Source organism: Streptomyces sp. NPDC002701 (assembly GCF_042889045.1).
In the GTDB taxonomy this organism is placed as follows: Bacteria; Actinomycetota; Actinomycetes; order Streptomycetales; family Streptomycetaceae; genus Streptomyces.
In genome coordinates, this window is the sequence record NZ_JBIAQL010000004.1 from 402,188 (window position 1) to 423,935 (window position 21,748).

19 protein-coding genes are annotated in these 21,748 nt (G+C 69.4%); 8 read left to right on the forward strand and 11 right to left on the reverse strand.

All coding sequences use genetic code 11. The features are described from left to right. The first annotated feature begins 154 nt into the window (after nucleotides 1-154). The 4 genes from ACFYXC_RS14355 to ACFYXC_RS14370 all read left to right on the forward strand — a co-directional run bounded on the left by ACFYXC_RS14355 (nucleotide 155) and on the right by ACFYXC_RS14370 (nucleotide 4,098). Nucleotides 155-1,423: a molybdopterin-dependent oxidoreductase gene (locus ACFYXC_RS14355; protein WP_389550952.1), complete on the forward strand. Its 1,269-nt coding sequence runs from the start codon at nucleotides 155-157 to the stop codon at nucleotides 1,421-1,423. Between the two features lie 20 nt (nucleotides 1,424-1,443). Further along, a complete protein-coding gene (locus ACFYXC_RS14360) occupies nucleotides 1,444-1,884 on the forward strand; it encodes a hypothetical protein (protein ID WP_389550955.1) in 441 nt (146 codons plus the stop codon). Between the two features lie 333 nt (nucleotides 1,885-2,217). Then, nucleotides 2,218-2,523, forward strand: coding sequence for a hypothetical protein (locus ACFYXC_RS14365; protein WP_389550958.1), 306 nt, complete (start codon nucleotides 2,218-2,220; stop codon nucleotides 2,521-2,523). Nucleotides 2,524-2,571: 48 nt separating this feature from the next. Further along, the gene (locus ACFYXC_RS14370; RefSeq protein WP_389550960.1) at nucleotides 2,572-4,098 is read left to right on the forward strand and encodes an RICIN domain-containing protein; all 1,527 of its coding nucleotides are present in this window, start codon (nucleotides 2,572-2,574) and stop codon (nucleotides 4,096-4,098) included. Between the two features lie 45 nt (nucleotides 4,099-4,143). Here ACFYXC_RS14370 and ACFYXC_RS14375 read toward each other — a convergent pair whose 3' ends face one another. From ACFYXC_RS14375 to ACFYXC_RS14385, 3 genes are all read right to left on the reverse strand, one after another. Then, complete coding sequence (locus tag ACFYXC_RS14375; RefSeq protein WP_389550963.1) at nucleotides 4,144-4,731, reverse strand: zinc-binding dehydrogenase; 588 nt, start codon at nucleotides 4,729-4,731, stop codon at nucleotides 4,144-4,146. Between the two features lie 337 nt (nucleotides 4,732-5,068). Beyond that, complete coding sequence (locus ACFYXC_RS14380; protein WP_389550965.1) at nucleotides 5,069-5,695, reverse strand: NADPH-dependent F420 reductase; 627 nt, start codon at nucleotides 5,693-5,695, stop codon at nucleotides 5,069-5,071. 200 nt (nucleotides 5,696-5,895) lie between these two features. After that, nucleotides 5,896-7,137 (reverse strand): glycosyltransferase, encoded by a 1,242-nt coding sequence (locus ACFYXC_RS14385; protein WP_389550968.1) that lies wholly within the window; start codon nucleotides 7,135-7,137, stop codon nucleotides 5,896-5,898. Nucleotides 7,138-7,480: 343 nt separating this feature from the next. On the opposite strand from ACFYXC_RS14385, the gene ACFYXC_RS14390 reads away from it, so the two are divergent. Then, nucleotides 7,481-8,617 carry a PQQ-dependent sugar dehydrogenase gene (locus ACFYXC_RS14390; RefSeq protein ID WP_389550971.1) on the forward strand — a complete coding sequence of 379 codons (1,137 nt, stop codon included), beginning with the start codon at nucleotides 7,481-7,483 and terminating at the stop codon, nucleotides 8,615-8,617. A gap of 120 nt (nucleotides 8,618-8,737) precedes the next feature. Beyond that, nucleotides 8,738-9,337 carry a YdcF family protein gene (locus ACFYXC_RS14395; protein ID WP_389550974.1) on the forward strand — a complete coding sequence of 200 codons (600 nt, stop codon included), beginning with the start codon at nucleotides 8,738-8,740 and terminating at the stop codon, nucleotides 9,335-9,337. 68 nt (nucleotides 9,338-9,405) lie between these two features. Here the strand turns inward: ACFYXC_RS14395 and ACFYXC_RS14400 are convergent, their stop codons facing one another. Further along, nucleotides 9,406-10,662: a hypothetical protein gene (locus tag ACFYXC_RS14400; RefSeq protein WP_389550976.1), complete on the reverse strand. Its 1,257-nt coding sequence runs from the start codon at nucleotides 10,660-10,662 to the stop codon at nucleotides 9,406-9,408. A gap of 231 nt (nucleotides 10,663-10,893) precedes the next feature. Beyond that, nucleotides 10,894-11,811 (reverse strand): RNA polymerase sigma-70 factor, encoded by a 918-nt coding sequence (locus ACFYXC_RS14405; protein ID WP_389550979.1) that lies wholly within the window; start codon nucleotides 11,809-11,811, stop codon nucleotides 10,894-10,896. A gap of 194 nt (nucleotides 11,812-12,005) precedes the next feature. Between ACFYXC_RS14405 and ACFYXC_RS14410 the strand changes: the two genes are divergently transcribed. Beyond that, complete coding sequence (locus ACFYXC_RS14410) at nucleotides 12,006-12,485, forward strand: carboxymuconolactone decarboxylase family protein (protein ID WP_389550982.1); 480 nt, start codon at nucleotides 12,006-12,008, stop codon at nucleotides 12,483-12,485. A 94-nt stretch (nucleotides 12,486-12,579) separates the two neighbouring features. Here ACFYXC_RS14410 and ACFYXC_RS14415 read toward each other — a convergent pair whose 3' ends face one another. Next, nucleotides 12,580-13,188 carry a TetR/AcrR family transcriptional regulator gene (locus tag ACFYXC_RS14415; RefSeq protein ID WP_389550985.1) on the reverse strand — a complete coding sequence of 203 codons (609 nt, stop codon included), beginning with the start codon at nucleotides 13,186-13,188 and terminating at the stop codon, nucleotides 12,580-12,582. 98 nt (nucleotides 13,189-13,286) lie between these two features. Between ACFYXC_RS14415 and ACFYXC_RS14420 the strand changes: the two genes are divergently transcribed. After that, complete coding sequence (locus tag ACFYXC_RS14420; RefSeq protein ID WP_389550987.1) at nucleotides 13,287-13,940, forward strand: CatB-related O-acetyltransferase; 654 nt, start codon at nucleotides 13,287-13,289, stop codon at nucleotides 13,938-13,940. Between the two features lie 233 nt (nucleotides 13,941-14,173). Here ACFYXC_RS14420 and ACFYXC_RS14425 read toward each other — a convergent pair whose 3' ends face one another. From ACFYXC_RS14425 to ACFYXC_RS14445, 5 genes are all read right to left on the reverse strand, one after another. Next, nucleotides 14,174-15,991: a protein kinase gene (locus ACFYXC_RS14425; protein WP_389550990.1), complete on the reverse strand. Its 1,818-nt coding sequence runs from the start codon at nucleotides 15,989-15,991 to the stop codon at nucleotides 14,174-14,176. Nucleotides 15,992-16,322: 331 nt separating this feature from the next. Continuing rightward, nucleotides 16,323-16,886 carry a cysteine hydrolase family protein gene (locus ACFYXC_RS14430; RefSeq protein ID WP_389550993.1) on the reverse strand — a complete coding sequence of 188 codons (564 nt, stop codon included), beginning with the start codon at nucleotides 16,884-16,886 and terminating at the stop codon, nucleotides 16,323-16,325. Nucleotides 16,887-18,115: 1,229 nt separating this feature from the next. Then, nucleotides 18,116-20,308, reverse strand: a complete 2,193-nt coding sequence (locus ACFYXC_RS14435; RefSeq protein ID WP_389550996.1) for an MMPL family transporter — start codon at nucleotides 20,306-20,308, stop codon at nucleotides 18,116-18,118. A 288-nt stretch (nucleotides 20,309-20,596) separates the two neighbouring features. Then, nucleotides 20,597-20,776: a hypothetical protein gene (locus tag ACFYXC_RS14440; RefSeq protein ID WP_389550999.1), complete on the reverse strand. Its 180-nt coding sequence runs from the start codon at nucleotides 20,774-20,776 to the stop codon at nucleotides 20,597-20,599. A gap of 332 nt (nucleotides 20,777-21,108) precedes the next feature. Continuing rightward, nucleotides 21,109-21,489 carry a DUF6083 domain-containing protein gene (locus ACFYXC_RS14445; RefSeq protein WP_389551002.1) on the reverse strand — a complete coding sequence of 127 codons (381 nt, stop codon included), beginning with the start codon at nucleotides 21,487-21,489 and terminating at the stop codon, nucleotides 21,109-21,111. Nucleotides 21,490-21,748 lie beyond the last annotated feature (259 nt).

Here is a 21,748-nt window from a genome sequence, read left to right on the forward strand (position 1 = left end):
CGCCGGTCCGCTGCGTCCTGAGACAGTCGGTGACGGTCTGCTGGGAGACGTCAGGCCGGACGGCGGCCGTCGGACCCTCGACAGGCACAGACGTCAGCCTTTCGTCATGCGTCGCACGCCCTCTCGCCGGGCCCACCGGATCTACGGTCGGGTCATGGCACGGTCTCCTTCCTCACCCTCCTTCTGGCGCAGCCCGGTGCGCGGCCCCTGGTTCACCTCCGTCCTCGGCTTGGCCCTGCTCGCCGGGATCACGGTGCTGTTCGTGACCGGGCTGCTGTCGTACGCCGCCTACAACCCCGGCCTGTCGCCGGTGAACGACAAGACCCCGGACAAGGGGGTTCTCGGCTTCTACCTGTTCGCCTGGCCGACCGACCCGCACTGGCTCTACCGCCTCAACCAGGGCGTTCACGTCACCCTCGGGATCACACTGGTCCCCGTCCTGCTGGCGAAACTGTGGTCGGTCGTACCGCGGCTGTTCCAACTGCCGCCGGCCCGGTCGCTCGCACACGCGCTGGAACGGATCTCGCTGCTCCTGCTGGTCGGGGGCGCGCTGTTCGAGTTCGTGACGGGCGTGCTCAACGTCCAGCTGGACTACCTCTTCCCGGGCTCCTTCTATCCGCTGCACTTCTACGGGGCCTGGGTGTTCATCGCCGCGTTCGTCGTGCACGCCGTGCTGAAGACGCCGGCCGCGGTACGCAATGTGCGGCGGCTGAGGGAGGGAAGGGCGGTGGAGGCCGGCGCGGAGGAGGAGCCTACGGAGGCGGCGCCCTCGTTGGCCTCGCCGGACCCGGCCGCGCCCACCACCTCGCGGCGCGGGGCGCTCGGTCTGGTCGGGGGCGGCTCGCTGCTGCTCTTCGGCACGACGGTGGGACAGAACTTCGACGGCCCGCTACGGCACACGGCCGTCCTCGCTCCGCACGGCGGCGCCGATCCCGGTAGCGGCCCCGGCGGCTTCCAGATCAACAAGACGGCCGCGTCGAGGGGGATCAGTGCGGCCGAGACGAGCGAGGAAGCATGGCGACTTGTCGTCAGCGGCCCGTCCGGGACCGTCCGGCTGAGCCGCGCCGAGCTGCTGGAGCTGCCACCGCACAGCGCGGCGCTGCCCATCGCCTGCGTCGAGGGCTGGTCCACCTCCGACCAGTGGTGGCGGGGCGTACGACTGCGGGACCTCGCCGTCCTCGTCGGCTACGAGGCCGATACGGCGCCCGACGTCCTGGTGGAGTCCCTTCAGCGACACGGCGCCTTCCGCCGGGCCGCGCTGCGCGCCAACCAGGTGCGCGATCCGCGCTCCCTGCTCGCCCTGGACGTCAACGGCGAGCCGTTGACCCCCGATCATGGCTGTCCGGCCAGGATCATTGTGCCCGCCGCGCCCGGTGTGCTCAACACCAAGTGGGTGGCCAGGATGACGTTCGGAGACCTGTGATGAGGTTTCTGCGCCGCCACATGGGAAGCCCTCTCCAACTGCTGCTCCTCGCCTGCTCGTTCGCCCTCGCCGGGTATGCGGGAGTGCGACTGCTGGCGGACGACTGGTTCCAGGTCGCGCTGTGGTTCGTGGGCACGGCGGTGGTGCACGATCTCGTCCTGCTGCCGCTGTACGCGATGCTGGACCGCGCGGCCGTACGGGCATCGGGCGCGGTCGGCCACCGGGAGCGGGCTGTGTACGTGCGGGTGCCCGCCACCTTGTCCGGGCTGCTCCTCCTGGTGTGGTTTCCGCTGATCAGCGGCCGGGGGGCGGACCATTACGAGTCCACCACCGGGCTGTCCGCGGACGGCTTCCTGACTCGATGGCTGCTGATCACAGCCCTGCTGTTCGGTGTTTCGGCGCTGCTGCTGGTACTGCGACTACGCAGGGCGGCGAAGGACCGGCCGCCCGCCGTCCACTGACCGGTGGCGCGCCTGCCGATGCCGAGGTTGCCGTAGAGGAGAGGGGCGGTCTCCCAGCGGCCCGCGCCGGGAACGGGCGCCTTCCCGCCCGGCGCGCTTGCATGCCTTCTGGCTCATCTATCCCACGAACTGATGATGTAGCCGTACATCGTAGAAAGAGGGTGCCTGCAACCCATAGATTCTGTTTTTACCGCCCCTTGTCGTCGGGGGTTGCTTCAAAACGATGCAGCTGGAGGGTTGGTACGCCCAGAACCTTCCCTGCGCATGACGTGGCGTTCCTGCCACCTGCACCTGAGCAGCCGCTGGCTGCCCGCCCAGTGACGGGAGTCTGATATGCCCAGCCCCATTGTCGCCCCCTGCGCCCGAGCGGCCGCCCAGGTGGATCGGAACGGGACTCTCGCGCGCACGAAAAATGTCACCGGCGTCCGGAAGGTGGCCACCGGGGACTACGACGTGACCGTGAGCGCGGACATCGACGTCACCACGGCGATGTGCCAGGTGACTGCAGACCGCGGCGCTCACTGGGGCACCGAGGTCTACGTGGGTGCCACCTCCTCCAGTACGCCCAACGTCGTGAAGGTCCTCACTTCCGTCAAGGGCTCCTCCTCTGATGAACCCTTCCATCTCGCTGTCCTGTAGTCCCCGTCGCTTGTAGCCGGCGGTCGGTTGAACAGTGAAGGGATAAGCATGAGCACCACCCATGCGGCAGCCACAGGTGGCGAGCAGTTCGCCTCTTCGATCAGCACGGTCGCAGGAACCGGGGTCGCCGGGCGCGAAGGGGATGACAAGCCTGCTTTTTCAGCTCAGTTGAACCGTCCGTACGCGGTGGCGGTGGACAGCGCCGGCACCCTCTACATCGTCGACCACGACAACCACCGGGTCCGGAAGGTGACGACTGACGGGCAGATCAGGGCGGTCGCTGGGACCGGCGTCGCGGGGCCCGAGGGGGACGGCGGCCCTGCTGCCCCGGCCCAGTTGAACGGCCCACGCTCGGTGGCGGTGGACAGCACCGGCGCTCTCTACATCGCCGATTCCGGCAACCACCGAGTCCGCAAGGTCACGCCCGACGGGAAGATCAGCACGATCGTCGGTACGGGCACCGCGGGCCGCACCCCCGACGGCGAGCGCGCCACGGACGCCCAATTGAACGTCCCGGCGGGGGTGGCGGTGGACAGCATCGGCACCCTCTACGTCTCTGACCTGAACAATCACCAGGTCCGGAAGGTCACGACGGACGGGAGGATCAGCACGCTTGCGGGGACCGGGGTCGCGGGACCCGGGGGAGACGATGGCCCCGCCGTCTCGGCCCAGCTGAACAGCCCGTACGGACTGGCGGTGGATGGCGCGGGCGATGTCTACGTTGCCGATTCCGGTAACCACCGGGTCCGTAAGGTCACGGTTGATGGAAAGATCAGCACGGTCGTCGGCACGGGCATCGCAGGCCACGCACCTGACGGCGGCCCGGCCACCTCGGCCCAGTTGCACCTCCCGGTGGGGGTAGCGGTGGACAGCGCCGGGAACCTCTACATCGCCGACCACCACAACCACCAGGTCCGGAAGGTCACAACCGAGGGGAAGATCAGCACGGTCGCCGGCACGGGCGCCGCGACCTTCGGCGGTGACGACAGCCCGGCCGATTCGGCCCAGCTGAACTTTCCGCACGGGCTCGCCGTGGACTGCGTCGACGCCCTCTACATCGCCGACTCCGCCAACCACCGGGTTCGAAAGGTCGCGTCGGCAAAAATGACCGGGCTGCCCGACTCGGGCACAGTGGTCTCCTGGGCCAACGTCCGCAGCAGGCTACGGATGGCGGTCACGCGTGAGTCCACCAAGGACGGAGCCGAGGTCCACCAGACCCTCACCGTCCCCAGAGACCATCAGCGGTGGCGGCTGATCGTGGCGGGCCACGACAACGGCGATGTCCTGTACCGGATCGAGAATGTGCGCAGCGGCAAGGTCCTGGAGATCGTCGGGGCGCAGAAGAGGGAAGGAGCGGTGATCGCGCAACGCGCGTACGAGGGCGGTGACGCATACCACCAACAGTGGCGGCTCATTGCGGTGGGCTCGGTGACCGACATTCCGCGGGTGTATGAGATCGCGAACCGGAACAGCGGTCTGCTCCTGCGGGCCGACACCAACGCCCGCACGGTGATCAAGCAATACGGGGCAGAGGGCGACCGCCGGGAGTGGCAGTGGCAGTTGCTACCCGTGTGACACACCGTGCCGCCCACCGTGGACACGCGAGAAGGCGGGGCGGACTTACCCTTGCTCCCCCGCGAGCCGGGCGCTACCGGAAGCCGGAGCCTCCTCGTACTGCGGGACGCCGACCCGGCTGATCACGCCGCCCGCCCTGACGATGCGCACGGCCTGGTCGTAGGCCGGACGGTGGCCGACCGGCTCCAGCACCTTGGACGCGCCGCCGCCGGTCAGCTCACGCACTTTCGCGGTGCCCTCCTCGCCGCGCTCGGCCACCACATCGGTGGCGCCGAACTCGCAGCCCAGGCCGGTGCGCGCCTTGTGCCGGCCCATCAGGACGATCCGCTCGGCACCGGGTTGCCTCGCCGACAGAACGGCGAGCAGGCCGACCGCACCGTCCCCGACCACCGCGACGGTATCGCCCGGGCGTACGCCGATACGCTTGGCGGCATGATGGCCGGTGCCGTACACGTCCGCCAGGGTCAGCAGGCTGAGCAGTCGGGCCGGGTCCGAGGTGGCGGGCAGCACCTTCAGCGCACCGGCCGCCTGCGGGATCCGTATCAGCTCGGCCTGGGCGGCGGAGAGCATTTCCATGTGGGCGCAGGCGGTGGTCAGCCCGGCCCGGCAGAACTCGCAGGTGTTGTCCTGCACGACCAGGACGCGACCAGGACGCCCTTGGCCAGTCCGGGGTCTCCGAAACGTACTTCGCGAGGCAGGGCACACCCGCCCACGACGGCCTCCAACTCCTGGCCGCGGCCGCCCAGCTCGCCCAGCGCTGAGGCGTCACTCCGAAAGCGCGGATCACGCCGATCAGATATCGACCACTTCACGCGCTGCCGGTGCCCTGCCGATGTCTGCCGACCCCCTGCCGCTCTCCTGTCGATCGTGACTCGAAGTGGCCACGATCATCCCAGTCGAGATGCCCGATACCGAAAGCCAGTGGGTCGCCCAACTTGAGAAGTGCACTTGCCGGGCTGCAGGGCAGACCCTAGCCGGCAGGGCGAGTGACCACGTTGATGTTGAACGTGTGGGCCCCCAGGCCGCCCACGATGCCCATGAAGAGCAGAGCGAAGTGCTCCTGGCCGCGTGCCGTGGTGATGCCGCCGATGTCGAGCTGGGACGACGGAGGCCAGCCGAGGTCGGTGAGCAGTCGACCGGTGATCCGTTTGGCCTCGGCATCGTCGCCGGAGAGGAAGACGGTACTCGGGCCGTCGAGACCGCCCGGGGCGGTCATCACGGTGGAGTCCATGGTGCAGAGCGTCTTGACGACGGGGGTCAGGGGGAAGGACTCCTGAATCTGTTCACCCAGACTGCTGTTGGGGTGCGAGAGCTCGGTGAAGTCGTCGGAAAGGCCGACCCCGACATCGATCAGTAAGGTGCCGGCCAGCGCCCGCGCCCCGATGGAGTGCAGCAGCTCCACCGAGACCGTCCCCGGGGTGGCGTTGACCAGTACCTCCGCGTGGGCGGCTGTCTCGCTCAGGCCCGCCACGGGCAGACCGAGGTCTGCCCGGTCCTTCGGCCGCCGTGAACCGAGGAGCACGTCGTGTCCTGCGGCGCTCCAGCCGTGGGCCAGTGCCCGGGCGACATTGCCTGTGCCAAGTAGTCCTATACGCATGGTGTGACGCTAACCAGCGTCCGGGCTCGGCGAATCGGACCGCGGACCCGGGTGGCCCGGGACCAAAGACGTAGTTCTGTGCCGAGGGGAACGAGGCGACGCCATCCACAGGGGCATCCTTCGGCCTCGCCGTATGCCTGCTCGGCGCCGAGGCCACCCGGCGTGGCTGCCATGTGGCGGTTCAAGGGACGAAGTCGGGCTTACCCGAGGCGCTCGATGGCCGACAAGACTTGACGCGTGCCGTCCTCCTCGGCGAGAGCGGCGGCGATCTCGCGGGCTCGTACGCGCACGGTGGGGTCGCGGACGGTTTCGGCTAGAGCCGAGGAAAGCCGTTCCGCGTCGAGGTGTCGGTAGCGCAGCGGGCGTGGCGCGACGCCCAGGGCGTGGAGGCGGGCGGCCCAGAAGTGCTGGTCCAGCTGGACCGGGACGGGCACGGAAGGGACTCCGGCGCGGAGCCCGGCGGCGGCGGTGCCCGCGCCTGCGTGGTGGATGACGGCGGCCGTCTTGGGGAACAGCCAGGCGTGCGGCACTTCTTGCACGGTGATCAGGTCGTCGTTCTCGGCGTGCAGGCCGCTCCAGCCGGCCTGGACGATGCCTCGTACCTTCGCACGGCGCAGGGCGTCGGCGAGCAGCGTGCTCAGCCGTTCGGCGTCGGTGGTGACGCAGCTGCCGAAACCGGCGAAGACCGGTGGCGGGCCCGCGTCGAGGAAATCGAGCAGGCGCTGATCGGGTGCCCAGTCAGGCGGGGTCTGCGGCCACCAGTACCCGCACACCTCGTGCCCGTCGGGCCAGTCCGTCGGGCGGGGCACGACCCGCGGGCTGAATCCGTGCAGGACCGTACGCCCGGGCGGCAGGCCCAGCATGCCGGCGAACTTCTGGCGCGGCAGACCCATTTCGCGCCGCAGGGCGGTGACGGCGGGGGCGAAGATCCGGCCGGTGGCGGCCCATAGCGCATAGGCGGCCAGCCGGTTTCCGTGCGCCCCGAACGAGCGCGCGCCGCTGACCGTCGGAGGGAAGGCGCCTGTCGGCTGGACGGGCTGGAGATACACCCCGATGTTCGGCAGTCGCAGCGCTTCGCCGAGCACCGCGCACACGGGGTCGGTGACCGTGGAACTCAGGACGACATCGGCACCCTGCCGCACGGCGTCCGTGATGCCGCGGCTCAGCCGGGGCAGGAACGCCCGCACCATCCGCGCCACTTTCACCATCTCCACCGGAGGACTGGCGGCTCTGGCCAGCTGCTGGCCGTTGTGCGAGGCCAGTTCCTGACGCGGATCGACGGGCAGGGCCCGGAACTCCAGACCGTGAGCGGTCACCGCCTGCTCGAAACGACCATGGGTGGCCACGGCCACGCGGTGGCCCTCGGAACGCAGTCGCACGCCCAGTCCGGTGTACGGAGCGACATCGCCCCAGCTGCCTGCCGTCACAATGAGTACACGCACCGATGCAGGATGTCAGATCTGACGGGTCATGGCCCGCCGAGCGACACGGGAGCTGGGACCTGCGCGGCCCGCGGCCCTCTCCGTCGTCACGTCCGTCGTCACGTCACCGTCGTCGAGCGCTGCCAGGATCGCGATCTGCCGTTGGCCTGGTCTCCGTCGACCCCTGACGCACTTGGTCTATACCAAATGCGTTCCTGCCGGTATCTTCATCCGTAGCCAGCCAGACAGCACACCCGTCTCCCCCACCCCCCACCAGGTTGTGTGCCGGCGCCTGCGACACCCCACGACAGGCCCCGCAAGTGGCCGCGCACCCTGCCGATTCACCGCCTCCAGGAGGAACACGGTGAGAGTTCGCACCCGAAGCTCGGCGATCATCGGCACCATCTGTCTCGTCGCTTCCCTCGCCCTGACCGCGGCTTCGGCCGACGAGTCGGCCGCCCCACGACCGGCGGCACAGGTCGTCCTCAAGAACGTGGCCACGGCCCAGAATCCGACGGCCGGCGCCTCGGGTCCGGGAGGGACGCTCTGGATCGCCGAACGCGCCGGCACGGTAAGGGTCCTGGACGACAGGGGTCTCGGCAGCCCCGTCCTCGACATATCCGCCGAGACCACCACCGACGGCGAACGAGGGCTGCTGGGCATCGCGTTCGACAAGAGGTTCGCGCACCTCTACATCTCGTTCACGAACCTCGAAGGCACCAGCACCGTGGACGAGTTCGCCGTACGACACGGCAGGATCCAGCCGCACACCCGGCGTACCGTCCTCACCCAGACGCAGCCCTACGCCAACCACAACGGCGGCGACATCAAGATCGGCCCCGACGGCTATCTCTACATCGCGCTCGGCGACGGCGGCTCGGGCGGCGACCCGCACGGCAACGGGCAGAACCTCGACACCCTGCTCGGCAAGCTCCTGCGGATCGACCCGAGGGGCGGCAAGCCGTACGCGATCCCGCCGGACAACCCGTTCGTGGACGATCCGAACGCGCGGGACGAGATCTGGGCGTACGGACTGCGCAACCCCTGGCGGTTCTCCTTCGATACGGGCACGGGCGACCTGTTCATCGGTGACGTCGGCCAGAGCGACTGGGAGGAGATCGACCGGGCCCCGGCAAGCAGCAAGGGCGGCGAGAACTACGGCTGGTCGCAGATGGAGGGCACCCACCCCTTCCGTGGCGGCACGGAACCGGCGAACCACGTGCGGCCGATCCATGAGTACGACCGCACCAACCTCGGCTGCTCGGTGACCGGCGGCTACGTCTACCGGGGCAAGGCGATCCCGGCACTCAAGGGACAGTACGTGTTCAGCGACTACTGCGACGGCACCGTTCGCTCCCTGCAGTTGAAGGACGGCAAGGTGACCGGCGTGCACGACCTCGCGGTCAACGGTGGCGAGGTCATCTCCTTCGCGCAGGCCGGCAGTGGCGAACTGTACGTACTCGCCATCGGCGGCAGCATCTTCCGGATCGACCCGCGGTAGCCACCACAGGAAGGGACCGCTGGACAGGCGGGGACCGCCCGCGTGACGCCGACACGGATGTTCGTCATGCGTAGTCGGCGGCGCGGCCGGCGCCCTGCCGCGGTGTCATAGGGTCACCGCATGCGACGAAGCACAGGACTGGCGATCGCTGGGGCCGCGGCCCTGGCCTGGGGCGAGTGGCTGAACTGGCGCTGGTCTCGCGCCCTCATAGAGGGCAGCGGGGGCACATCAGAAGCCGTGGTCGTCCTGGGCTACCGGAACCCCCGGCCCACGCCGAATTCCATCAACCGCTGGCGAGTCCGTGCCGGAGTCCGCTCCGTTGCCCCTGACAACACCCGGGACACTCGCGTGATCTTCAGTGGTGGCGAGACCAGTAGCCACGGTACGGAAGCTCAGCTGATGGCCGACTACGCGAAGTCGGCACTGGGGTTCGACGGCATCGTTGTTCTCGAGGACCAGAGCACGACGACATGGGAGAACATCACGAACGTGATCCCCCTGCTCGAGGACGTCGACCGCATCAAGATCGTCTCCCAACCGGCTCACTCGCTCAAGGCCCGCGCGTACTTGCGGCGACAGCGCCCTGATCTGGCCGGGAAACTCGTACGCGCGGACGACTACCGATTCGGCGAATGGACGGTCGTCAAACCCCTGTTGGCTCTGTACGGACTCTGGAAACTCCGCGGTCTCACGACCGATCAACGGAAGGTCTCGCTGTAGACGACCGCTGCGACCACTCCCAAGGATGCGAAGGGCACCGGCGTCGGCCGCCGGTGCCCTTACGTCGCTCACCAGTTCTTGTACCGCGTCTCGCCGAGGCCGCAGAAGGTGCAGCCGGAGCGCAGGAAGTCCTGCGTACGGCGGAACTCCTCGTCGGCCAGGTGCCACCGCAGCCAAGCGGTGATGATGTGCCGGCCGTTGCGGGTGGCGGCGATGTGGTCGGTGCCGTTCAGGACGTTGAACCACACCGGCACGTCGGTGTTGGCGTAGTCACGCTCCACGTTGGAGGTCGCGAAGTCGTCGTCGCCGCCGATGTAGAGGGCGGGGTTGCGGAGGTTGTCCGGCCCGTTGCCGTCGAAGGAGCCGCCCGCCACGTGGATCGTGGTCTCCAGGCGCGGCTCGTCCGCCACGTCGAAGGTGCCGATCGAGCCGCGGGAGTGGCCGCCGAAGGCCACCTCGGAGGTGTCGATGTCCTGGTACAGCGGACTGGTCGGACTCACGTCCTGGTCCTCGATCCAGTCCAGCGCGTCGACCATGTAGGCGCCGCTGCTGGAGGAGACCTCGCTGTAGACGACGAACCCGTGCGAGGCCCACTGGCGCAGCATGTCCTCGTAAGCGGCAGGGTCGGATCCCGCGCCGGGCCCCCAGACGAGAACCGGGTGGTTCACGCCGTTCTGGCCGGCGTTCGCCGGGTACACCAGCCAGCCGTCGTTGCCGGGACCGGCGGTCGGGTCGATGGTCACCGCGTACGGTCCCGGCGCGGTCACGTCGGTCACCGGGGGCAGCGTTCCGCCCGGCGGATCGGTCGGTCCGCCACCCCCGCCCGCCGCTTGGACGAGGACGTCGTCGACGGTCAGCGTCTCCAGCGCGCTGCCGGCGTCCAGCGAGAAACGGAACCGCACGGTGCGGCCGTCGACCGACGAGGGCAGCTGGAACGACGCCGCGCCCGAGGCGGTGCGTGCGGACTCGAGTGTGGTGAACGCGCCGCCGTCGACGGAGTAGGCGACCGTGAACGCCTCACCGAGATCGAGCCCCGACGCCGTCCGGGTGTACGACACCGAGATGCCGCTGTAGCCGGTCAGGGCGATGGGTGCGGAGGTGAGGGACGCGTCGGTGATCAGTGAGCCGCTCAACCGCGCCGCCCCCGTGGCGGTGCTGACGGAACCGGTGGGCACGAAGGTCCCTGGCCCGGCGGAGAAGTTCTCGCTGTAGACCTGGGTAGCGGCGGAGGCAGGACTGGAGAGTGCGCCGGTGACCCCGGTTGCGATGACACCGGCGGTGGCCGCACCGAGGAGGCGCAGACGCAGACTGAGGCGAGATGACATGGCTGATCCCCTCTGACCGCGCCGACCGCCCGCGGCGGTGGCGGCGCGTCGTCGTGCCGGGCGCACGGACACGTCCTGTGCTCCCGACGCCTGGAGATCGTGCGAGAGTCGAACCCTGCCGATCCAAGCGGTGCCTGCGCCGACGTGAATCGGTGAAATCACCGGTGACGGCCCGATGTCGGGACGGGTCGGGTCAGGCTCGACGGGTCAGCGGGTCAGCGGGTCAGCGGGTCAGCGGGTCACGATGGCCTCGCGGTCGATGCGTGACAGCTTCTCGGGATTGCGTACGGCGTAGAGTCCGGTGATCAGGCCGTCGTCGATGTGCACCGCCAGAACGGTGTCGACCTCGCCGCCCACCCGGAGAATGAGCGCCGGGTAGCCATTGACCTGTGTCGGATGCAGCACCACTGCGGTGTTGATCCTGCCCAGCACGTGCGCCACCCTGTCGGCGCCCACGACTGGCGCCGGCGCGGCCTGCGCTATCCCGCCGCCGTCGGTCAGCAGGACGACATCCGGGGCGATCATGTCGAGCAGACGCTGCAGATCGCCTGTCTCGACCGCCCGTTGGAACGCCTTGAGCGCGCCGCGGGCCTCGGCCGGAGGGACGACCCTGCGTGGCCGGCGCGCTGTGACGTGCGCACGGGCCCGATGCGCGACCTGGCGCACCGCGACCGGGCTCTTGTCCACGGCCAGCGCGATCTCGTCGTATCCCAGATCGAACACCTCGCGCAGTACGAACACCGCCCGCTCGACCGGGGCGAGCGTCTCCAGCACCAGCAGCATCGCCATCGAGACGCTGTCGGCCAGCTCGACATCCTCGGCCACGTCGGGCACGGTCAGCAGCGGTTCGGGCAACCAGGAGCCGACGTAGGACTCCCTGCGCCGACGGAGTGTGCGCAGCCGGCTCAGCGCCTGTCGCGTGGTCACCCGAATCAGGTAGGCACGCTCATCGCGCACTGTGCGGAGGTCGACGCCCGCCCAGCGCAGCCAGGTCTCCTGGAGGACGTCCTCGGCGTCGGTGGCGGAGCCGAGCATCTCGTAGGCGACGGTGAACAGCAGGTTGCGATGGACGACGAACGACTCTGTGGCAGGGTCCACGTGACCGTCACTCGGAGGCGCCCCGGCTGTGTTCCTTGTCCGCTGCCCCATAGCCGCTCCCGGTGTTCGCCCTTGGCCGTGTCACGCACAAGACGTCGGCCCAAGCCGCTCTGTGACACCCACGGTCGGTGGCCTACGTCACATCGTCGCGCCGTCACAGGGATCGACCGGCCGGCGTCTCGTGTTCGTCAGGACGCCGCGAACGATCCGCGCGGCGCGCAGCTCGACCAGTGAGGACGACATCCATGGAACCCCGTTTCAACCTGTTCGACAGCCCGACCGCCGCGAAGGTCGCCAAGCGGTTCTACAACGCCTCGTTGCCGCTGGAACAGTCGACGCTGCCGAAGATCCTCAGGGAACTGGTGGAGCTGCGAGTCAGCCAGATCAACGGCTGCGGCTTCTGTGTCGACCTCCACACCAAAGAAGCCGCAACCGCCGGTGAAACCGCCCTTCGGCTCAACCTGGTCGCCGCCTGGCGCCATTCCACCGTGTTCACCCCGGCCGAACGGGCCGCGCTGGCGCTCGCCGAAGAGGGCACCCGGCTCGGCGAGCAGGGCGTGTCCGACGAGACGTGGACCGAGATCTGCAAGCACTACGACGACGACCAGATCGGTGCACTGGTCTGCCTGGTCGCCCTGATCAACGCGGCCACCCGGATGAACGTGATCGTGCACAACCCGGGAGGTTCGTACGAGCCCGGCATGTTCGGCGACATGTCAAGCTGACCGGCGGGCTGAAGCGGAGCGCCGTCTGCCGGTACGTGTGGCTCGCAACTCGGCCTGACGGCAGGGTGCTTGCGGTCCCTCGCCCTTCTTCCCGTCAGATCGAGAAGGCACCGGCGGCGGCCGCCAGGACTGCCGCCTCCGCGGCCCGTTCCGGGAGTCGCGGGTCCGGATGCGCCCGTAGGAGCACCAGTTGATGGTAGAGCGGCGCTGTGGCGGCGATCAGCAGGCTCCGCGCGTCCGTGCGCTGCACGGGGAGTTCACCGCGTTCGGCGGCGCGCTCGACGAGGATCTCGCACTGGGCGTACCGGTCTGCCCACAGCTTCGTCTGGGCCCTCGCGGCCTGTGCGGAGTGGAACGAGGCAGCCATCAGGGCAAGAGCGAAGGACGGCCGTGCGACCAGGGACTCCTGGATCTCCTGGTTGAGGGCGGTCAGGTCGCCGCGCAGGGAGCCGGTGTCCGGCGGCTGCCAGGCCATCTCTCCGGCTGCCTCGATGACGTCGACGAGCAGGCCGCCGACATCGCGCCACCGCCGGTAGACCGTGGCGCGGTGCACTCCGGCCCGCGCCGCGACGCTCTCCATCGTGAGTTCTTCATGACCGCCTTCAGCGAGTTCGGCGCGCACCGCGTCGAGGACCTGGGCGCGGACGCGGGCGGTGCGACCGCCCGGACGGCGGTCCGACGATGTGGCCGGCGGGTCTGTCATCGGCAATCAGTATCCGGTTGAGCGGGATGTGTGAACTGTGTCAGCATCTTAACGCGACAACTGTCGCTCTAGGTCAATTGAGAGGAACCGCCCCCGCGATGCCGCTCGTTCCCGCCGACCCCACCGTGCTCCACCCGATGCCCGAGCAGCCGCGCGTGGTCCTGCTCAAGCCGTTGGTGAAGTCGCCGCTGATCGAGGTCGGCGACTTCTCCTACTACGACGATCCGGACGACCCGACCGCGTTCGAGACGCGTAACGTGCTCTATCACTACGGTCCCGAGCGGCTCGTCATCGGCAGCTACTGCGCTCTGGGGACGGGCACCCGGTTCATCATGAACGGCGCCAACCACCGCATGGACGGTCCGTCCACCTTCCCGTTCCCCACCATGGGGGGTTCCTGGGCGGAGCACTTCGACCTGATCACCGACCTGCCGAGCCGGGGCGACACGGTTGTGGGCAACGACGTGTGGTTCGGCCACGGCGCCACAGTCATGCCCGGCGTACGCATCGGTCACGGCGCGATCATCGCCGCGGGCGCCGTGGTCACCGGCGACGTCCCCGACTACGGCATCGTCGGCGGCAATCCCGCCCGGCTCATCCGCACCCGCTACGACGCCGCGGACATCGCCCGGCTCCTCGCCGTGGCCTGGTGGGACTGGCCCGTACAGCACATCACCCGGCACGTACGGACCATCATGGCGGGCACCGTGGCCGACCTGGAGGAGGCCGCCACACAGACCGAACGACCTTGACCGGGCGCCCGAGCCCTTGCCCTCGCTTTCGCCACACTGCCTGAGCCCTGAGATCCATCACCTCGTGGTTCAGTCCTTGGCCAGGCAGGACACGCAGGCGGCTTGTCGAGATGCTCGTACGGTGCTCGCACCAAGGACCAGCGGCTCGACCTTGTTCGCCTTCGGGGCCCCGACGCCGAACAAGCAACTCATGAAAAACACGGGGTCAGCCCATCCAGGAGCCACTCCACTCCCTAGTCCGTTTTGGCCTCCTCGGCATTGCGCCAGATCTGCAGGTCGACGGTGACGTACGAGCCGGCTTCCCTGTCTCCCGACTTTCCACGGTAGGTGGCCACTGCGACATGACCCGCGTCACTGAGCACACAGAACTGCGACCCGTCGCCGAGCTGCGTCAGGGCGATCTTCTCCGTGTAGCGCGTCTCCGTGCGGCAGGTCGCCAGGGAGCCCTTCTGCGTGTTGTTCAGGAGGACGAACTTGCCGTTGGCGGTGCCGATCGCCGCCTCGTCCAGGAACCTCACGACGCTGAAATAGAGATCCCCGTTGCCGTAGGCCAGGTCCTCGCCCTCGACCGGGCGCGGCGGGTTGTCGGCGAGCATGATCTGATAGCCCTCCGTCAGGTCGATGCCCGGGTAGGAGACCGGTTTCGGGTCCGTCTTCTTCTGTGTACCGGCGCCGCCCGAACCGTTGCTGCCACCGCTGTTGGCGCCCTGGGAGGCGGCCGCGTCGTCTTTGGTCTTGTCCTTTTCGGTCCCGTTCGACAACAGCGAGCCGATGACCCCCAGGACGACGACCACGCCCACGACGGACGCGGCCACGATCAGCCCGGTCCGTTTCGGCTTCTGGCGTGACGCGGGTGCGTAGGGAGCGTGGGTGACGGGAGGCGGCGTGTGAGGGCCCGGTGCGGAGTGCACGGGGTGGCCGGGGTAACCGGGCGCCGACACGTACTGGCCCTGCGGGGGGTATGCCGGGGACCCGGGCGGCGGTACCGGCCCCGGGACTCTCGGAGCATTCTGTGTGGGCGCGGAGGACACGGCAGACCCGGTCGGCGCGTACGGGTTCGCCACGCCCGGTGCCGGATTCTGCGGGGAGAACTCGGTCGGCGTCGGCGTCACGGCGGGCTGCGGCGGCGGGGTCTTCGCCGGTTCGGGCAGGTGCAGCCGTTCGGTGATCGATCCGGCGACCGCCTGCGGCAGCCAGTCCTCGCCCTGGCGCAGCGCGACGGGCGACAGTTCGTGGCACAGGTCGATGATCTCGGTCAGGCTCGGCCGGCCCGCCGGGTCGCGGCTGAGGCAGCGGGACACCAGGGGCAGCAGTTCCGCGGGCAGCCGACTGAGGTCGGGATCCTCATGGACGATTCGGTACAGCACCGCGTGCGAGGGCCCGTCGCCGTAGGCGGGAGAACCGATCGCCGCGAAGGCGGCGATCTGCCCGAGGGCGAAGACATCGGTGGCGGGCGTGACCGTACCGGTCGACGCCTGCTCGGGCGACATGAACGCCGGGGTACCCACGCTGACGCCGGTACCGGTCAGAGCGGTGCTGTCGGCCGCACGGGCGATACCGAAGTCGATCACGCGAGGACCGTCGGAGGCCAGGAGCACGTTGGCGGGCTTCAGGTCACGGTGGACGATGCCCGCACGATGGATCACGTGGAGTGCCTCGGCCACCCCGACGGTCAGCAACAGCACGCTGCGCAGCGGCAGTCCACCGTGCTCGGCCACGGCGTGCGCGAGCGAGGGGCCCGGCACGTAGGCGGTGGCGAGCCAGGGCTGGGCGCCGTCGGTGTCGGAGTCGATGACCGGCGCCGTGTACAGACCCTGTACCCGCTCCGCCGCGCGGACCTCCTGCTTGAACCGCCGCCGGAACTCGGGGTCTTCGCTGAACTCGGGCCGGATCACCTTCAGCGCGATGGGCCGGCCGCCCGGCGTGTAGGAGAGGTACACCTTGCCCATGCCGCCCGTGCCGAGCACGGCCACCAGGCGATAACCGCCCACGACAGCCGGATCGTTCTCCTGGAGCGGCTTGAAAAGGTCCGCGGAAGGCATGCTGCCCATGACGAATCATCCCCCGTTTACGGCTGTTCGGCTTCTGGCGAAGCCGCTGAACCCAAGGGAGCGTACCGACTTCCCCTCAAGTCGTCGCGCAACGGCTCCGCCACGACCCCGCTACGGCTTCATCATTGGCGGCGTGACCCGGGTGTCGGCGGGACGTGCGAGGTCGGTCCGCAGGCGCATCGGCTCCAAAGCGGGCAGGGTTTGAACTGCCTCGGCTTCCGCGAGGTGGCGCTGCTCGACATCGACGTGGTCGACGCGGCCGGCGACAATCCGCCCGCCTGCGCAGCGGGCAGATCGTTGCCGCGAGGGTCCGGACGGGTGTTTCCTTTCGTTATCGCGGCGCGATGGCTACGAGCCAGTCCTCGACGTCGAGGACGTCCGCCCACTGCGGGAACAGCTTTTCGGTGAGCATCGTGTGCACCTCGGGGTCGGTGTCGAGGCAGGCGTCCGCCAGGACGGTGAGGCCGAAGTCCAGGTCGATGGCGTGCCACAGGGTCGACAGCACCACGGCGCTGGTGGCGATGCCGGTGAGAACCAGGCTGTCGACAGCACGAGCTCTGAGCACCAGGTCGAGGTCGCTGCCCGAGAACGCGCTGCCCCGCCTCTTGGTGACGACCACATCGCCCTGCTGGGGCGCGACGTCGTCATGGATCTCCGTGCCGGGGGCGCCCTCGGTGAACAGGCCGGCCCGCACGATGTCTGTCATCACCTTGTTGCGAGGGCTGACTTCCGGGTCGCCGGGCCGTAGGGCCATCATCACGTAGATGACGGGGATATCGGCAGCCCGGGCCCCGTCGATCGCCCGGCGCAGGCGCGGCAGATATCCGGAACCGTCGTCGACGATGGCCACGACGTCCCGTTGGACGTCCATCACGAGAAGTGCGCTGTTCGACACGCTTGCCGTCCCTTCACCGTCGGAGACGGGAGCAAGTCTGGTGGATGGGCCGGCCTACGGCGGAGGTTTCGCGGATCCTCGTGTGCATACGGGGCAGGAGGGCGGAAGGACGCCGGGCCGGTCCCGTCGGTCCGTTCGGCTCCCGGTTCGGTGACGTCGAAGACCAGCTGTTCGGCCGCAGTACGGCTCCCGGAAGCCGCCGGTGGCCGAGCACGCCGGAGGTGGTGAAGTCCAGCCGGTGGTGGGCGGTGTTGTCGCAGGCGGGGACCCGTACCTCGCCCCGGGCGGCGAGGCCGTTCCCCAACTGCAGCCAGTTGAGGCGGCCTTCGGCTCGCGCTCCGGGTCCGGGTCCGGGTCCGGGTCCGGGTCCGGGTCTGGGTCGTCCAGGAACGCCCCGGCGTCGTCCACGGTGACGGCGAGCGCCAGCCGGACCCGCCCCGCTTCCCGCCGGGCCCGGTGGTCGTGGCACAGACGCCGTGCAAGGTCTGCGCGCACGTCAGCGAGGTCACCCGGCGGTGACCCGGGACCGGGCGCACGTCGGGCACCGCCCGGCGGCTGCTCCAGCACCCGTCGGGCGGTTCGGTCGGCGCCGTCACCGGGCGACGGCCCCCGAGCGCGAGCGACTTCACCTACCCCTCCGCGCGGGCCCGGTGGGCGCCGGTGACTCGGTGTCGTACCGCCGCGGCGACACCCGGGGCGTACGACCCCGGCGCGGGAGCCGGCACCAACCCGGTCAGCCGAACGCCCTCTCCCCCTTGCGGCGGGAGCCCGCAGAAGGGGGAGAGGGCGTTCGGCGCGCTGCGGCACCAGCCGCACGCGACACGAGGGCTGACACTCACCGCCGGGCAGTCAGAGGCGCGGGTGTCTACCGGGCCGTACAACCCGGTATGCCTGCTCGGCCGTACGAGCCGGGGTACCTGCCCGGCCGCACAAGCCAGGGTGCCTGCTCGGCCGTACAAGCCAAGGTGCCTGCCCGGCCGTACACCCGAAAGGGTCCCCCTGGCCGTACAACTTGGAAGGGGCCGCCGGACCGTACAACCAGCGGGGGGGGGCCGCGGGGGGGGAAAACCCCCCCCCCCCCCGGGCGGGGCCCCCGCGCCCGGGGGGGCCGGCCGGGGCGGACCCCCCCCCCCGTCGGGGCCCCCGGGGGGGGGGCCCCCCGCCCCCCCCCCGGGGGGGGGGGGGGGGGGAAAACCCCCCCCCCCCCCCCCCCCGCGGTAGCGTCCCCGTCAGCCGTGGCGCTCTGCCGGGTCATGCGCCCCCGTCGGTACACCGTCCCCGGGGGCCGGTGCGGCGCCGGATCCGCCGGGGCCTGCGTCCGCCCGCGGTTCCTCTGCCCGGTCACCGTGGCCCGGCCACCACGCCGCGTGTCCGATCAGCGCGGTGAGACTGGGCGTGAAGAACATGGCCATCACGAAGGCGGCGATGGCGATGCCGAAGGAGACCGCGAAGCCCATCTCCGTGAGCAGCGAGTTGCCAGCCAGCATCATCGTGGCGAAGGTGGCCGCCAGGATGAAGCCGGCCGCCGCCACGGTCGGACCCGCGTGCCGCAGTGCCATTCCCGCCGCTTCACGCGGCTCCCGGCCCGCGCGGGCCTCCTCTCGGAGCCTGGCGATCATGAGGATGTTGTAGTCCGTGCCGATGGCGACCACGAAGAGGTACATGATCACCGGGAGCATGAACATCAGCCCCGGATGTCCCTGCCAGGTCTGGAAGATCCATACCGTGGCGCCGAGGGTGGCGCTGAAGCCGAGCCCGACCGAAGCGATCAGGTACCAGGGCGCGACGACGCTGCGCAGCAGCAACCCCAGAATGATCATGATCAGCGCGGCGGCGACGGGGAAGACCGTCCGGTAGTCGTGGTTGACGGCGGTGTCGATGTCCTTGTAGATCGACGACATACCGCCGACGAGGGCTTCGGTGCGTTCCGGGGCGTTGTCGTGTGCGACGTCGCGCACCCTGCTCACGGCGTCGATGGCTTTGTCCGTGGACGCCTCGTACTTGAGGGTGACGGTGAAGTCCGCGGTGGTGCCTTCCTTGTTCACCTGGGTGAGGCGGGCGTTCGCGACGCCGTCCACGGCGCCGAGTTTCTCGGCGTACGGAGCGAGGGCGGACTCATCGAGCCGCCGGCCGTCGGTGCTGGAGAGGTAGACGTCGGTGGGAGCGGCGGCGCCGGCCGAGTACGCCTTCTGCATCTCGTCCTGGACGACCATGGACTCCTTCGTCTTGGGCATGGAGCCCGACGCCAGGTCGAAGGTGGCGTGGTAGCCGAGTGTGCCGAGCGACAGCACGACGAGGACCAGGCCGGACAGTGCGGCGGTCAGCGCCGGACGGCGCTGCACCCCACGGCCGAGCGCGGCGAACCGGGCGTTCTCCGGTTCCTTCCGCCAGGACTTGGAAGGCCAGAAGACCTTCGGTCCGATGAGCGAGACCACGGCCGGGATCAGGGTCAGGCCCGCGACCAGGGTGACGGCGACCGCGATGGCGAGGGCAGGTCCCATCTGCTTGAGGAAGCCCAGCGTGGACAGCACCAGCGCGAAGAAGGCGATGATGACGGCGCCGGCTGCCGACGCGATGGCTTCGCCGACCCGGTCGACCGCGTTGACCATGGCCTGCTTGGGTTCGTCGCCGAGGCGGAGGCGTTCGCGGTAGCGGAAGATCAGGAAGAGGAAGTAGTCCGTGCCCACGCCGAAGAGCACGACGATCAGGATGGACGAGATGGAACTGTTGGCCTGAAGATCGAACAGCTTGGTGGCGAAAGCGATCAGCCCGTTGGCGATGGCGGAGACCAGGCCGATGAGGATCAAGGGCAGGATCGCGAGGATCGGTGCCCGGAAGATGATCAGCAGGGTCACCAGGATGATGACGAAGGTGCCGATGCCGATCAGCGCTTCGCCTCGTTTGGAGGATTCCTGCTGGTCGAGGGCCTGCGCGGCGGAGCCGCCGAGCTTGACGTCGAGATTCGTGCCCTTGGAGAGTTCCTTGACGTCGTCACGCAACACCTGCGCCGCGTCCGCCTGTTTGGGCTGGCCGGCGTTCTTGCTGTCCATCTGGACCAGGGTCAGGGCGTACTTGCCGTCCTTGGACGGCTCGCCGGGGACCACCTTCTGCACCTGGTCGATCTTCTTCTTCTGCAACTCGGAGGTGATCCGGGCGACGTCCCGTTGGTCGGCGGCGGTCAGCTTGCCGCCGTCGGTGCGCTTGTACAGTGCGATGGCGGACGGGGTGAAGGCACTGGGGAACGCTTCCTGCTGGAGGTCCGCCGCTTTGATGGACTCGTAACTCTGGGGAAGGAAGCTGCTCTCGTCGCTGCTCGAAGGCAGACTCGGCGCGGTGGCCACGATCGCGACGGCGGCGATCAGCCATGCCACGATCGTCCAGACGGGATGTCGGACGACGGTGTTGCCCATACGTCGGAACATGCGTGGGGGCCTCCTGACCAGGAAGATCACCGCCGCCGGGGAAGCGGACCCCGGCATCGGCGACCCTGACCGATCCTCGCTGGCGAACCGGTCGCACAATTGTATTGGCTCTTATGGTATTGACCTTGGCAGCCCGGTCCATGAGGCGCCCCGGCGATGCGAGGCATCCACACATATGACTTCCTGACTTCGCACTACAGGTGGTCCGCAATGTGCCGTCTTCGGGAGGCCCGAGCGGTTTCGCTTCCCGTCGCGGTCGCGTCGCGGTCACGTCGCCGCCCAGGCGCCTCAGGTGCGGACGGCGCGGACCGGGCGGCGCTCGGGGGTCAGGAGGTAGGCGATCGCCATGTCACCGAGTTCGCTCGCGAAACGATCTCGGGCCGCCCGTACTCCGGTGCAAGACGTACCCCACGGCAGGAGGTATCCCGTGCTCGCCCCGCTGGGCGGCCACACGAACAGGGCGCTCACCCGGGTGGAAGAGCCCTCGATGCGCACAGCACACGTACGGGCTATCCGCGGCGGCCGGGAGCGAGCGGGTCGCCCGCCTCGCGCGCGGCCTCGGCGGTCCAGGCCATGGCCTCGGACACGTCGTAGTTGCCGGCGTGCGGCTGGTTCCGGACGGGCCGGTAATCGTGCGGTTGGCGACCTCGACGAATGCGCTGGAGTCCGTCGCCGCGTCAGCACGCAGGAACGGAAGTTCCGGTGAACGTGCTCAGCACGCCGAACGGGCGAGCAGCGCCGGGTCCCGGTGCCGGGGTGGTGGTCGCTGTCTGGGCCCGGTAGTGGCTGCGAGCAGTGGCCTACCCGACGTCCGGCCACTCCTCCTCGACAGTGGTCGGCTCCGTATTCGCCTCCCGCTCGACCCGCCACGCGTTCTCCTGCCGCAAAGCCGTCAACCACGGCCACAGATCCGGCAACCGCTGCCCCGAACACGCCAGCCGGTGCTCGATCCGGCACCGCTGCAACGCCTCCGGCGGCCACACCGCGTACACCGCCACCCGCCCATCCGTCAGGGCAATCCACCGATGCCCGGCCGGCACCAGATGCGCCAGTATCTCTACACCCGGCTCCAACAGAACCCAGTCGTTCTCCAGCGTCGCAACCCGATCCTGCGGCAGCCCGCAGGAGGGGCAGGCGAACATCCGATCACCACCCAGCAGCGGAACCCCATCAACCCCCATATCGTGAGCGTGCGACCTCCGCGTGCACGCCACACGACACCTTTCAGGCGGGACACCTGCAACCGGATGAGACAGGACGCAGCGCACGAGGTGCTCCGTGCAGTGCGGCGACTCTTCCGACCCAACAGCGACGGCCGAGTAGGCGGCCTGGCGAACCAAAGCTCTGCCCAGGTATGCCTGCAACGCGGCGGATCAGGAGCACCTCACCTTCCTGAGCCACCACGGCAGCCACGATCAGCCCCTTCACGTCGAACCTCGG